This is a genomic window from Alkalibacterium putridalgicola, from assembly GCF_900109825.1.
GTDB lineage: Bacteria > Bacillota > Bacilli > Lactobacillales > Carnobacteriaceae_A > Alkalibacterium > Alkalibacterium putridalgicola.
In genome coordinates this window covers 22797-35928 of record NZ_FOBL01000002.1, presented here as the reverse complement: position 1 = coordinate 35928, position 13132 = coordinate 22797, and the positions used below count along the sequence as shown (strand labels likewise).

Sequence of the window (13132 nt, the reverse complement as noted above, 5' to 3'; positions counted from 1 at the left end):
CAATTCGGTAAGTAGGTTGCATTATTTAATTCCAAAGTGTCGAAGGCACACCTACTTCGGTAATTAGATCATCAGTTCCACCAGCTACTTACCGAATAACGTGAACTTCGACAAGTTGATTGCTTAGGTCGTATCTAACTTACCGAACCCTCCAATTCTAGACTACATTTTTACTCCTCCATATCTGAATAAGCCAAACCGTATGAAAAAACCGCAAATCCGCTCTCTAATATGCCCATACGCGCCAACAAGCGCGTATGTTCCACATTAAAATCTTATAATGGTGAAACTGGCCGGGCCAGTTTCGTCCTCCCTGCACCTCAAGACAAAAAAAGAAGCCTTCGACCAGAGTCGAAGGCTTTCTACTTTATGTTTAGTCGTTGTCGATGAATTCGATGTCATAACCCTGGGTTTCGAAAAAGGTTGTGATGGCGTCGCGGCGCCGACTGTTTTCAGGGATCATGACGACCATGTCAGATGTGGTTTCATACTGGTTGAATATATCAAAATGGCTTGAATCAACTGCCATCGGATCGTCATAGACATCCGGCTGATAGTAGTCTTCTTCATCCAAGCCGCTCAGACGGAACTCCTGCATGGTGCCAAAGTCGGCATACTCTCTGAAGGCCGGTTCGTCCATTAAGATGACATCATATTCAGCAGCCGTCAGCTGGGCGGTGAACCGCTCGGCAAGCTGACCATGAGGCGTAAACGAGGCGTATGCTTTTTCGTTGCGTCCTTCATGCTGTATGAGCTGATTAAGGTCCTCTGTCAGCTGGTTCTCTTCTTCGGTATCCACTTCAGGTGCCAGCACAGTCACGTGGAAAGCGGTGATCGGCCGGTTCATCCAGTCGACGAATAAATAGCCCGCAAAAAATATCCCTGACACGAGAATGATCACGTGCCAGCGATAGTATCCCCACAGGTATTCAAATTTTTCTTTCGGTGTATCATTTGACTGCAGTATTTCTCTGACTTTCGTTTTTGCCATAAAAGACCGTCCTCTTGATTGATTTTCTTCGCTCATTATCAAAATTTGTCGTGTTCGTTGAATTCTTATCTTAACTATTTTCCTCTCCTATTCTAGCATAGGGGTAAAGTGTATTCAATTGAGGAAAAAGGTTTGATTTTTCTGTGAACAGTGAATTTTAATAAGAGGACGGTCCGTCTGGTAAGAAAGCTGCTTCAGGAACCAGGGCTGGGTTTGAAGCTATTCCCTAGTTCTCACCTAGAGTATACAACTATTCGTCCGCATTGTCAGGTACAAAGACTTGCATATGCTGCTTGAATACTTTCAGTTTTATCGGCAGATGATCGCCTTCATCGCCGTCGACATTGGTGATGACGGATTCGTACTTTTTCTCATCCGTAAGAGAGATTTCTGCTTCTGTAAACTTGCGGTAGAAGATCTCATCATCTTCAGGTATTTTTCCGGCAAATATCTTCGGCACAAGATTCACCTGCTGGGCAAAATTGTCTGCTTTCACTGCCAGCAGATGCAGATAGCCGTCATCTTCGCTGGCCTCCGGGATCATGGTCGGAATACCGGCCACTGAGTTGGTCAAAGCAATGACCACCAAAAAGGAATTCACTTCAGATACTTTCCCTTCGATATCGAAGGCAAACGGGTAGACTTCCTTTTCAGACAAGGCTTTGAGGCCTTCCATGATATAGGCAAAGGGACCGAGTTTGGTTTTTTCCTCCACGGGGACGGAGTGAACGGCTTCCGGGATCGACCCGATGGCAACGATATCGACAAAATACTTCTGATTGATCTTGCCGATATCGATGGCTTTTTTCCGGCGGTTCGTCAACTGTTTCACTGCTTTGTCCGGATTCATCGGAATGCCTAACACGCGTCCCAGGTCATTGACGGTACCCAGCGGGATAAACCCGAAAGGCGGCCGATGGTCTTCAGGTGCGATCCCGTTCACACATTCGTTTACGGTGCCGTCTCCCCCTAAAGCATAGATCGCATCCACATGTTCACGCGCGGCTTCCCGGGCAAAGTCGGTGGCGTCGCCTTCTTTTTCCGTCCATCTCAGTTCCACTTCATCGTACATTTTTTCAAGTTCAGTCTGAGCTTTTGGACCATATTCTTCACCCTCGGCCCGCCCGCTCGACGGATTCACGATCACTACAGCTTTAGTCATATCACCAGTCTCCTTTATGTAAACATCTTTTACTCTTACTATTTTACTGTAAAGTCCCTCGATATGCGAAAAAATGGTCTCGAGAGCCCCGAGACCATTTCCATTTCTTCTATATTAAAACACTCAGTCCAGTTCCTGACCGTTCGTTTCGATCACTTTCTTGTACCAGAAGTAACTGTCTTTCTTGTAGCGTTTAAGTTCCTTCTCATCCAGTTCTTCGCGGTCCACATAAACGAAACCGTAGCGCTTCTGATAGCCATTCATCCAGCTCAAGAGATCGGTATAGCTCCATGTGCAGTAACCTAAGACCTCGACACCGTCCGTTATGGCTTCCTGGATCGCCTTGACATGATTTCTCAAAAAGTCGATACGGTAATCATCGTGGATCGACCCGTCTTCTTCCAGGTCATCATACGCACCCAGGCCGTTTTCTGTGATCAAAATAGGCAGCTGGTAGCGGCTGTTGATGCGGCGCATGGCCACACGCAGGCCGGTCGGATCGATGTCCCAGTCCCAGTCCGTTTTTTCGATGAACGGATTTTTGGCAGACTTATAAAGTCCCGGTAAACCGCTCGCTTCACTCGTTCCTTTTTTACCGGTCGTGTTGATTTTACCCGCACCCACACCGTCTAAAGGATTCGCTTCCACAGTGGCGGTCTGATAATAGTTGAGTCCCATGAAGTCCGGTTTGCCGGCTTTTAGAAGTTCTGTGTCCCCTGGTTTTATCTCTGGAGCCAGATCATGGCGCTCGAGATACTTCCAGACCACAGACGGATACTCACCGCGCACATAGATGTCCATCCACAAGTGAGCATTGAACTCTTCATTATTTTCAGCAGCCAGCTGGTTCAACGGATGACTGTCTAAAGCATACGTCGGACCGTAGGCGAAACTCGGACCGATCTTCCCTTTCATACCCAGTTCTCTGAAACGCTTGATGACTGATGCGTTAGCGAGATGGGCGATATGATTGGCCGCATACATACGTTTTTCATCGGTGACATTCGGTGGATGGGCCGCCATACGGTAGCCCAGCATGATGAAGATGTTCTGTTCATTCAAGCTGACCCAGTAGTTTACTTTGTCGTTGTAGCGCTTGAACAAAATTTCGGCATAGCGCGTAAAGTCTTCAATGACCTGACGGCTTTCCCAGCCCTGGTATTTATCCTGCAGAGCCTGCGGGATATCCCAGTGGTACAAAGTCACAACGGGTTCGATATCATATTTCAGCAGCTCGTCGATCAGGTTGTCGTAAAATTCAAGCCCTTTTTCATTGACTTCTCCGTCACCGTCCGGGATGATGCGTGACCATGCGATCGAAAAGCGGTAAGCTTTCAGTCCCTGCTCCGCCATCAGTCTGACGTCTTCTTTGTAGCGGTGATAATGATCGACAGCCACTTCACCTGTCGTTCCTTTAAAGGTCTTTCCCGGGATCTTGACGAATCGGTCCCAGACAGATTCTCCTTTGCCGTCTTCACTCATTGCGCCTTCGACTTGATAGGCAGCTGATGCAGATCCCCATAAAAAGTCTTTCGGGAAGGCATCGTGTTCTTTATGAAACATTGACTCACTCCTAAATCTGATTTTTTATATTTTGAAAAATATAATTAAAACTATTTATCCAGCAAAACGACCCTGACCACGTGCGAAAAAAGATGACTGTACCCAGCTACGTAACAGCCTCTCGCATACTATGCTTGTAAGTGGCTGAAGCCACAACAATCATGGCAATTGCGCGCAAGCTGCTCATTTGTTGAGGCTCTTAATTATTTCCTAGAGCCTCAATACAATGTGACTGCCAAGGAACATTGCTACAGATTAAAAGGTAACCACGGTCGCTATGCTCCCCTGGTACTGTGAAACTAAACATGAGACATGTAAGTTTCACAGCAATTTTTCGCAGGGTCAAAGCGGGTCGTTTTACTTTTATCACTTACAAGCGATTGGTCTTCTTGTTCATCCTGCGTGCGACTCTGGCGATGATGATCGGCATACCGACACTCGTCAGGACTGAGACCAGAAGAACCTGGGTCGTTGCCCCTGACACGTATTGCTCAACTTGCGGGAACGTTGCAGCCACGATGGCGGGTGATGATGTCGATAGACCTGCAACGGTCATCAGTGCCATCCCATATAATCCGTCATTTTTCAGTATGTTTTTATCCAGAATGATCAGTGTCGACATGGTCAGAATGAAAAAGGCCGTCAGCAGCAGTCCGGGCAACCCTGAACGGATCGCCTCGATCAGATTGACGCCCTGACCGACATTCCAGCCGAGAAACGGCAGGATGGCACTGATTCCGGGAGCAAACAATTCTGTGAAATCCTCGTCCAGGTTCCCCAGGATCACGCCTAAAATCAAAGGGATCAGGATAGAAAACACCGGAGTCAGATCGATAGCCGAACCTCCACCCGAGTACAGCAGACTGTATAAAATGATCGGCAGCACCGGCAGACTCAATATCCCGAACAAGCCATATGCCCCTGTGTCCAGTTTGGTGCCGTAACTTTTTGCAGTGAGCAGATAGATCGCTGTATTCACACTGGTGATCGTGGAGGCAAACGCCAGTCCGCTGATGCCCAGGATCCCTTCCTGCCCAAACAAGAGGATATATCCCCAGGCCAGAAGCATGCTGAAGAACGCTTTATAGAGAAACAGGAGCCCTTGACGTTTGATCAGATTACCCAGCTGCTTGACATCGATCAATGTGCCTGAGAAAAAGGTCAGGATGGCTGCAATGAATCCGACACTCTGGCCAGAAAACAGCGCTTGTGTCAATCCCCCGATCATAAACAGATCTGGCCAGATCGTGTAGGTGATCATACTCAAAATGAGCGGCACTAAAAACGTTCCGGCCGGGATGCGGCGGATTTTTGCTAACATAAAACATTCTCCTAAACTTTGTTTGTTCTACAATGAACGTCTGTCGTTACATTAAGAAAAACCTTCTATATTTACTAGTATACCTGTTTTTATAAGCTGATTACACTATTATTCTTTTAATTTCTATGATTTGTATCTGTGTCCTCCGTTGAATCTTATACATTTAAATGGTATTCTTTTTTAGACAAGCTTTACTTTGAAATGAGCAATCATATTATATAGAGAAAGAAGGATATCAAGCTATGCCTAGTGTAATGATCGTTTATGCAAGTCTGACAGGGAATACTGAAGAATGCGCGGAGATATTAGTAGAAGCTTTCCAGGAACTGGGAGCCGAAGTTGAACTCGTCGAAAGTGTTTTTGCTGATCCGGAAGACTTTAAAAATGTCGACATCACAGTCGTTGGTACTTACACCTATGGAACGGATGCAGATTTGCCGGATGAAATCGTTGACTTCTATGAAGAACTCGAGGATGTCGATTTGACAGGAAAGATTTACGGTAACTTTGGTTCTGGCGATACATTTTATGAAAAGTACTGTAAATCGGTCGATGACTTTGACGAGCAGTTTGAAAAGACGGGTGCCACTAAAGGAGCCGAAAACGTAAAAGTAAACTTGAATCCCGAAGATGAAGACATTGAAAACCTCAAGGCCCTTGCATCTAAACTGATCAGTGCTTACGAGAATCAGTAGAGTCCGGGTTAATAAAATGAAAAACGAGCAGTGAATGAAGGATGCTTGTCACCGGCAATTGTGTATTGTTGAGTGACGACTCCCTCTTTCACTGCTTTTTTTGAGTACTTATATTGGCATTCGCTTTCTTCTATCGCTATACTTTTGATAGAAGAAAAAAATACTGTTGAAAGTGGGAATGCACACATGTCATTAACAGATGGGTATCAGATGAACAACGGATTGACCATTCCAAAAGTCGGTTTCGGGACCTGGCAGGCCAAAGACAATGAAGCCAAACAGTCTGTCCTTTGGGCTTTGGAAGCCGGTTATCGTCATATCGATACAGCCCAGGGCTACAATAACGAAGAAGAAGTTGGCGAAGCCATCAAGGAAAGCGGTGTGAAGCGGGAAGAGATTTTCCTGACGACCAAACTGCATAATAAGAAACACGGCTACGACAATACCGTGGAAGCCTTGAACGACTCGCTGAATAAACTGGATACGGATTACATCGATCTTGTCCTGATCCACTGGCCGAATCCTAAATACTTCCGTGATAACTGGAAAGAAGCGAACGCAGAAAGCTGGAAAGCCATGGAGGAATTCGTGGCCAAAGGTAAAGTCAAAACGCTTGGTGTATCCAACTTCCAGCCCCATCATCTGGATGCCTTACTTGAAACGGCGAACATCAAGCCGGCAGTGAACCAGATCCTGCTCAATCCAAGTGAAATGCAACCGGAAGTGGTCAAATACAATACTGAGCACAATATCATCAATGAGGCATACAGCCCGCTGGGCACAGGGAAGATTTTCGACATCGATGTGCTGAAAGATCTGGCTGAAAAGTATGATAAGTCCATCGCCCAGCTGGTCCTGCGCTGGAGCCTGCAGCACGATTTCCTGCCGCTGCCTAAGACCGTCACGAAAGAACGCGTCTGGGAGAACGCAGATATTTTTGATTTTGAAATCAGCGACGCAGACATGAAGATCATCGACGGCATGACCGGTCGAGCCGGTTCAGCCACGGATCCCGACACCATCACCTTTTAAAGAATGCAAAAAGACTTGACTAAAAGGTTTCACACCTCTTAGTCAAGTCTTTTCTAATTGTGGTTCTCTAGGCTACTTTTGATTCTTTCCAGACAGCCAGCGAATGCGTCACGATATGATGAGCTTTTTCATCGATCGTTTTATCGTCAAAATCGAACTGACCCTGTGCGGTCAGCACAGCTGTGCCGTGGATCGACGGCCAGACAATATCCAGAAAAGCTTTTCTTTCCTCATAATCATCAAGCTCATTCATCTGTTTCATCAGATCATTCAATGAATTCAAAGCACACTCGTGTAATGTACGGGCCGGGCGGTCTCTACCCATAAATAAAGCGCAGAACAACGTCCCCTCTTCTTTGGCAAAACGTATATAGTTGGCACAGACATCGATCAAATTTCCATTATCGGTCGTCACTTTAAATATGTTCTCGTGAATGATCTCTTTTACATATTCAAGCAAATTTTCTCTCAGATCATCCATATTCTGAAACTCTTTATAGATAGGCTGAGTTGAAGCATTCAAGTATTCGGCAATGCGTCTTGCGGTAAAATTCTCAAACCCTTCATCTTTCATTAGTTCTAAAGCAGCTTCCAGAATATGTTCTTTCATAATTTTCCTTTTGCGGGGCACATCCTTCACTTCCTTACTTATATACTAGTATCATAATAAACTAATACTAGCGCTATGGCTAATAGTATAACATGTTGAACAAATTCAAGAAAGGGTTCAAAAAGATGTTCATATACTAACGCTTACATAGATTGTGAAAACTGACTATCTTTGTAAAAAACAAACAATCCCGTTCATCCTGTCAGTTTAAAAAATAGTGAGTATTAAAATTTGATGAATTTTCCTGATTGTGACATGCTGTCATCTGTGCTAATATTATAAAGTAATGATAAATCGTAGGAGGAAAACTAATGGTATTACCTAATTTCGAAGAAAACTTGAAAAAATATGCTGACCTGCTTGTCTCAACAGGTGTCAATGTTACTGATGGACACACAGTTGTATTGAGCGTCGATGTGGATCAGGCTCCCCTGGCTCGTTTGATCACTGAAGCGGCTTATGAAAGAGGCGCCAAAGAAGTGATCGTGAAGTGGACAGACGATCAAGTCACTCGTTCTACTTTCAAACTTGCCCCTGAAGACGTCGTGGCTACGGTTGAACAGTACAAAGTCGACGAATCTTTAGATCACATTGAAAAAGGTGCCAGCCGTATCAGCGTGCGTTCATCTGACCCGGATTCATTAAAAGGACTGGACAACAAGAAGATCGCTGCTGCTCAAAAAGCAAGAGGCAAGGCCTTTTCTGCTATGCGTAAAGCCACTCAGTCAAATAAAGTCAGCTGGGTCGTTGCTGCTGCCTCAGGAGAAAAATGGGCAGAGAAAGTCTTCCCAGAACTCGATACAGCTGAAGAACGTGTCGATGCCTTATGGGATGCTATCTTCAAGGCGATCCACTTGTATGACGAAGATCCTGTTTCCACTTGGGAAAACAAGGACAAAACTCTTGAATCTAAAGCTGACGAATTGAACAAAGAACAGTTCGTTGCATTGCACTACGCTGCTCCAGGAACAGACCTGACCGTCGGCTTGCCTAAAGGGCACCGATGGGAAGGTGCCGGAAGCTTGAACGCGCGCGGCGAACGCTTCATGGCCAACATGCCGACTGAAGAAGTCTTCAGTGCACCAGACGCCAACCGTGTCGACGGTGTCGTTGTATCGACCAAGCCTTTAAGTTATGCCGGCAATATCATCGAAGGCATGGAGTTCCACTTCAAAGACGGTAAAGTCGTTGACGTTAAAGCTGAAAAAGGTGAAGACGTCATCAAGGAATTGATCAAAACCGACGAAGGTGCTGCACGTTTAGGCGAAGTGGCTTTAGTCCCTGATGCCTCCCCTATCTCACAGTCTGGTTTGACTTTCTTCAATACTTTATTTGACGAGAATGCTTCAAACCATCTGGCTCTGGGTTCTGCTTACGCATTCAACCTGGAAGGCGGAACAGAAATGTCTGAAGACGAATTGAAAGAAGCGGGCTTGAACCGTTCTGACGTTCACGTCGACTTCATGATCGGTTCCGACCAGATGGACATCGACGGCATCCGTGAAGACGGCTCCCGTGTCCCAGTCTTCCGTAAAGGCGCCTGGGCGTAAAAAGGAAAGAAAAGTAATTTAAGTTCGGTTGACACTCACGAAAAATTGCTGTTCCCCTAGCATGTTTCATGCGTAGGAGAACAGTACCAGGGGAGCAAAGCGACCGTGGTGTCCTATCGCCGGTGTCAAACTTAAATGACTAGACACGGGTACTGGCGCGAATCTCTTCACACTAGATTCGTACAAGACATTAAAAACTTAACGCTGAAAAATTCCCCTGACTTCTTTAGGGGAATTTTTTATGAAAGGAATAATCTGCATGCATTACTTTATGGGGCTTTATGACCGGCCTTTTGAATTAGTTGCTTCCGGTGAAAAAATCGTCGAGGTTCGTTTGTATGACCGAAAACGTCGCAATCTCAAAATCGGTGATCTGATCACTTTCAACAAGTTGACCAATCCCCTTGAAGACGTGACCGTACGCATCAAAGACCTGACACGCTTCCCTACCTTTAAAGAAATGTATCAAGCCATTCCAAAAGAAGCGATGGGATCCACGGACTCATCTCTTGAAGAGATGCTGGAAAAAACGTACACGATCTACTCTCCTGAAAAAGAACAGGAATGGGGAACGCTCGCCATCACCATCGAGAAGCATGAAACTGACTGATCAGAAAAAGCTGCCTTGGCGGGCAGCTTTTTTGTTTATTTTTCGGATAGTTTTACTGAAAGTTCGGGTTCGAACGTTTCCGGTTTGATCGTATTGATTATCGGCTTTATCTCAGTTAGCAAAGCCAAAAAACTGTCTTTATCAAAAGCTTTTTTACTGCATAGCAGTTCAAACTTCATCCCAGCATATGAAAGGTCATATCCTGTTTCATGAAATCCGTTCTGTTTGTAAAATCCTCTTTTCGTTTTCAGTTGACCGGCATGCGGTTCAGCTTCATCCACTTCCACCATATCTAGAACGATCTGCTGGTGCGGATAATATTCCTTTATTGCATCGATAATTTGTCTGCCGTATCCTTTTGAACGCTGCTTCTTAGTGACCGCAAAGAAAAAGATGTAAACAGTGTCCGGGTTTTTAGCTATGAGATAATGCCCTATAAACGTTTCGCCATTTTTGATCGCCAGAAAGTCAAAATTATTCGAGTTGGATAGATCCATGAGCTTGTCGAAAGGAATGCGTTCACTTTTAAGAAAAGCCTGTTTGTTGAGCCGTTTCATATTTCTAATATATTTATTTTCAAGATATGCAATAGGTGTTAGATGCATATGATCGATCGCCTCCTTAAAGGAATGGTTCCGGTTATGTTAGCTGGTTCAATAGTATATAGCTTCCTTTACTTCAATTTTCTTACCATCCATCGCCTGCCAGGTCACTGGTCACATCACCGTGAGTCTGCGCCTATTTTGTCCGAAAGTCAAATCGATCGGGAAAACATATATCCAAAGTCTTTTCTGCATGCTATTAATTTACGAAGCCGCCTTTCTATAATCAAGTACTTATCATTTTGTCTGGAATCAGTATGCTCAGTTAATTTTCAGACATCTCCTAGTCCTTTATTCTTTTAAAAAAAGACCTGTTCCTCTTTCCGGTCACTTCATACGCCTTTGTAAATGCTGATGCTTACACGTATTCAGGGCTTAAACTTTGAAAATTGATATCGTTTTCATTAAACTTAAACTATCTAACCAAGGAGGTTTACTGAATATGGGCAAGTCATTTACCGATTCTTTAAAACTGAATGATGGCTATAGGATACCTTTGATGGGGTTCGGGACAGCCGGGCTGAAAGGGCGGGAAGCTGAAGAATCCGTCGCTTATGCACTGGAACAGGGTTATCGTTTTGTTGATACGTCTCCCAATTACGGCAATGAAACGGACGTGGGCAAAGGCATCCATACCGCGCTTAACGAGTCAATCAAGCGTGAAGATCTGTTCGTGCTGACTAAAGTAGAACGTGAAGATATGAGTGTGGAGGGTGTTAGAACATCCTTAGAAGAAAGTCTTGAGAGATTGAATCTCGATTATCTTGATTTACTTATCATACATGCCCCGGACGATGACGACGCTGTCAATATAGATACCTGGAAAGGATTGGAAGCGGTCCTTGAATCCGGAAAAGTCAAATCGATCGGCGTATCCAATTTTACACCGGATAATCTTGGGCCATTACTGGAAAATGCAGCGGTCAAGCCCGTCATCAATCAGGTCAAGTTCGCGCCGGGAACTATCGACTGGGAAACGAAAGAGTACTGTGAAAGCCGAAACATCTTCATCATGGCTTATTCCCCGATCAAAAGAGGAAAGCTTGACAGTGACGTGATCAGGAAACTGGCGAAAAAGTATCACAAAACACCCGAACAGATCGCTTTGCGCTGGACCATCGAAGTCGGTACGATCCCTATCCCCCGTTCAGGAAACAAAGAACATATCAGAGACAATGCCGACCTTTTCGACTTTACATTAACAGAGGACGAGATCAAGGAAGTCAATGAGTTGATCTAAGGTAAGTTAAAAGCCGGTCCCATTAAATCGGGGAACCGGCTTTTTTATATAAACGTAATTATCTAAATAGTTTAATAGATTTTTAATCATCTAGCTCAAAAAATGCTAAAGCATTCTGACTTCTACTCTTTTTTTTTAACAATAAACGCTTCGTATGGGGCTAAAAGTAAATCATTTAGGTCATACGTTTCTTTATCTGTTGAAGAAAGTATGAGTTCGAATTCTGTTCTTTCTTTATATAAGGAAGCTTGGCATGGTTGATCACTGAAGTTAGCCACGACTATCCATACTTCTCCTTTATAGGACCGCTCATAAGCAAACAACTGTGGATGATTTTCTAAAAGCATTGTGAATTCTCCATAAATTACTACTTTATTTTCTTTCCTCAACCGAATCAATTTCTTATATGTGTAAAAAACCGAATCAGGCTGTCTTAAATTATCCTCAACGTTTATAATACTATAATTTGTGTTAACTTCAAGCCATGGTTTGCCTGTTGTAAATCCAGCGTTGTCCGTTGTATCCCATTGAACCGGAGTCCGGGCATTATCTCTTCCTTTAGCATTGATCGAGTGGATCACATCTTCGTGTGTATAGCCTTTTTTTATTCTTTCATGATAAAGGTTTATAGATTCAATATCTTCGGCTTGAGAAATATCTTTAATCGGACGATTGACCATCCCGATTTCTTCACCTTGATAAATATACGGCGTCCCTTTCATCATGTGAAGTAAAATAGCAAACATCTTTGCACTGCTCTCTCTATATTTACCATCACTCCCCCAACGCGATACGATTCGTGGTGTATCATGGTTATTCCAGAATAAACTGTTCCACGTTTTATCAGGCAGTTCTGTCTGCCATTTCTTAAACACTTGTTTTAATTTTAGGAAATCGAGATCCAGCAAGTCCCATTTAGAGGTCCCCGGTTCCTCATCCAAGGTTAAATGTTCAAACTGGAAGACCATAGAAAGTTCTTTTCTGTCCGGTGAAGCGAATAAAGGAGCAGTTTCTGGCGTAACTCCCCAGGTTTCTCCGACAGTCATGACATCTCTTCCTTTAAGTGTTTCTTGATGCATCTCCTTTAAATACTCATGGAGTTTAGGCCCATTCCCTGTAATCATTTTATCCGGATCTTTACCAATAAGATCGATCACATCCATGCGAAAACCGCCAATACCTTTGTCCAGCCAGAAATTCATCATGTCGTAAACTGCAAACCTTACTTCTCTGTTCGCCCAGTTCAAGTCTGGCTGCTTCTTACTGTATAAATGCAGGTAGTATTGACCTGATGCTTCATCGAATTCCCATGCGGATCCACCGAACATCGACACCAGCTCGTTTGGTTCCTTTCCATTTACTGGATCTCTCCAAATATAGTAATCTCTATATTTATTCTCTTCATCTTTTAAAGCCTCTTCAAACCATCGATGTTCATCAGATGTATGGTTAACGACCAAATCCATCACCAGTTTAATATTTCTTTTATTGGCTTCTTCTATAAGTCTATCCATATCCGCCATGGTTCCAAAGTCAGGATGAATTTTTCTGTAATTACTTATATCATAACCGTTATCATCATTTGGTGAATCGTATACTGGGCTTAACCATATACCCGTCACACCAAGCTTTTGAAGGTAATCAAGCCGACTGATGATGCCGGGTATATCTCCGATGCCATCTCCGTTTGAATCCTGAAAACTTCTAGGATAAATCTGATACATTACTGCGTTTTTCCACCAAGTCATACTTTATC

At 44.1% G+C, this 13132-nt stretch carries 12 protein-coding genes; 5 read left to right on the top strand and 7 right to left on the bottom strand.

The annotated features are described in order from the left end of the window. Positions 1-373: 373 nt before the first annotated feature. The 4 genes from BMX84_RS01155 to BMX84_RS01140 all read right to left on the bottom strand — a co-directional run bounded on the left by BMX84_RS01155 (position 374) and on the right by BMX84_RS01140 (position 5037). Complete coding sequence (locus tag BMX84_RS01155; protein WP_091486235.1) at positions 374-991, bottom strand: hypothetical protein; 618 nt, start codon at positions 989-991, stop codon at positions 374-376. Positions 992-1241: 250 nt separating this feature from the next. Continuing rightward, positions 1242-2153 (bottom strand): diacylglycerol/lipid kinase family protein, encoded by a 912-nt coding sequence (locus tag BMX84_RS01150; RefSeq protein WP_091486232.1) that lies wholly within the window; start codon positions 2151-2153, stop codon positions 1242-1244. Between the two features lie 123 nt (positions 2154-2276). Next, positions 2277-3716, bottom strand: coding sequence for a glycoside hydrolase family 1 protein (locus BMX84_RS01145; RefSeq protein WP_091486229.1), 1440 nt, complete (start codon positions 3714-3716; stop codon positions 2277-2279). Between the two features lie 370 nt (positions 3717-4086). Continuing rightward, positions 4087-5037 carry a 2-keto-3-deoxygluconate permease gene (locus tag BMX84_RS01140; RefSeq protein WP_091486227.1) on the bottom strand — a complete coding sequence of 317 codons (951 nt, stop codon included), beginning with the start codon at positions 5035-5037 and terminating at the stop codon, positions 4087-4089. Positions 5038-5279: 242 nt separating this feature from the next. On the opposite strand from BMX84_RS01140, the gene BMX84_RS01135 reads away from it, so the two are divergent. Both BMX84_RS01135 and BMX84_RS01130 read left to right on the top strand, forming a co-directional pair. Then, complete coding sequence (locus BMX84_RS01135) at positions 5280-5732, top strand: flavodoxin (protein WP_091486224.1); 453 nt, start codon at positions 5280-5282, stop codon at positions 5730-5732. Between the two features lie 186 nt (positions 5733-5918). Then, a complete protein-coding gene (locus tag BMX84_RS01130) occupies positions 5919-6764 on the top strand; it encodes an aldo/keto reductase (RefSeq protein ID WP_091486430.1) in 846 nt (281 codons plus the stop codon). 67 nt (positions 6765-6831) lie between these two features. Here the strand turns inward: BMX84_RS01130 and BMX84_RS01125 are convergent, their stop codons facing one another. Then, complete coding sequence (locus BMX84_RS01125) at positions 6832-7374, bottom strand: TetR/AcrR family transcriptional regulator (RefSeq protein ID WP_091486222.1); 543 nt, start codon at positions 7372-7374, stop codon at positions 6832-6834. Between the two features lie 311 nt (positions 7375-7685). Here BMX84_RS01125 and BMX84_RS01120 point away from each other — a divergent pair, with 311 nt between their 5' ends. Next, positions 7686-8924 carry an aminopeptidase gene (locus tag BMX84_RS01120; protein ID WP_091486219.1) on the top strand — a complete coding sequence of 413 codons (1239 nt, stop codon included), beginning with the start codon at positions 7686-7688 and terminating at the stop codon, positions 8922-8924. Positions 8925-9165: 241 nt separating this feature from the next. Beyond that, positions 9166-9534, top strand: coding sequence for an ASCH domain-containing protein (locus BMX84_RS01115; RefSeq protein ID WP_091486217.1), 369 nt, complete (start codon positions 9166-9168; stop codon positions 9532-9534). 35 nt (positions 9535-9569) lie between these two features. Here the strand turns inward: BMX84_RS01115 and BMX84_RS01110 are convergent, their stop codons facing one another. Further along, the gene (locus BMX84_RS01110) at positions 9570-10139 is read right to left on the bottom strand and encodes a GNAT family N-acetyltransferase (protein WP_091486213.1); all 570 of its coding nucleotides are present in this window, start codon (positions 10137-10139) and stop codon (positions 9570-9572) included. Positions 10140-10578: 439 nt separating this feature from the next. On the opposite strand from BMX84_RS01110, the gene BMX84_RS01105 reads away from it, so the two are divergent. Then, positions 10579-11376, top strand: a complete 798-nt coding sequence (locus tag BMX84_RS01105; protein ID WP_091486210.1) for an aldo/keto reductase — start codon at positions 10579-10581, stop codon at positions 11374-11376. A gap of 122 nt (positions 11377-11498) precedes the next feature. Here BMX84_RS01105 and BMX84_RS01100 read toward each other — a convergent pair whose 3' ends face one another. After that, positions 11499-13124, bottom strand: coding sequence for a glycoside hydrolase family 13 protein (locus tag BMX84_RS01100; protein ID WP_091486207.1), 1626 nt, complete (start codon positions 13122-13124; stop codon positions 11499-11501). Positions 13125-13132: the final 8 nt, after the last annotated feature.

Bases quoted from the DNA above. Each gene is read 5' to 3' on its own strand.
- BMX84_RS01155 (WP_091486235.1), bottom strand. From the start codon at position 991: ATGGCAAAAACGAAAGTCAGAGAAATACTGCAGTCAAATGATACACCG.
- BMX84_RS01150 (WP_091486232.1), bottom strand. From the start codon at position 2,153: ATGACTAAAGCTGTAGTGATCGTGAATCCGTCGAGCGGGCGGGCCGAG.
- BMX84_RS01145 (WP_091486229.1), bottom strand. From the start codon at position 3,716: ATGTTTCATAAAGAACACGATGCCTTCCCGAAAGACTTTTTATGGGGA.
- BMX84_RS01140 (WP_091486227.1), bottom strand. From the start codon at position 5,037: ATGTTAGCAAAAATCCGCCGCATCCCGGCCGGAACGTTTTTAGTGCCG.
- BMX84_RS01135 (WP_091486224.1), top strand. From the start codon at position 5,280: ATGCCTAGTGTAATGATCGTTTATGCAAGTCTGACAGGGAATACTGAA.
- BMX84_RS01130 (WP_091486430.1), top strand. From the start codon at position 5,919: ATGTCATTAACAGATGGGTATCAGATGAACAACGGATTGACCATTCCA.
- BMX84_RS01125 (WP_091486222.1), bottom strand. From the start codon at position 7,374: ATGAAAGAACATATTCTGGAAGCTGCTTTAGAACTAATGAAAGATGAA.
- BMX84_RS01120 (WP_091486219.1), top strand. From the start codon at position 7,686: ATGGTATTACCTAATTTCGAAGAAAACTTGAAAAAATATGCTGACCTG.
- BMX84_RS01115 (WP_091486217.1), top strand. From the start codon at position 9,166: ATGAAAGGAATAATCTGCATGCATTACTTTATGGGGCTTTATGACCGG.
- BMX84_RS01110 (WP_091486213.1), bottom strand. From the start codon at position 10,139: ATGCATCTAACACCTATTGCATATCTTGAAAATAAATATATTAGAAAT.
- BMX84_RS01105 (WP_091486210.1), top strand. From the start codon at position 10,579: ATGGGCAAGTCATTTACCGATTCTTTAAAACTGAATGATGGCTATAGG.
- BMX84_RS01100 (WP_091486207.1), bottom strand. From the start codon at position 13,124: ATGACTTGGTGGAAAAACGCAGTAATGTATCAGATTTATCCTAGAAGT.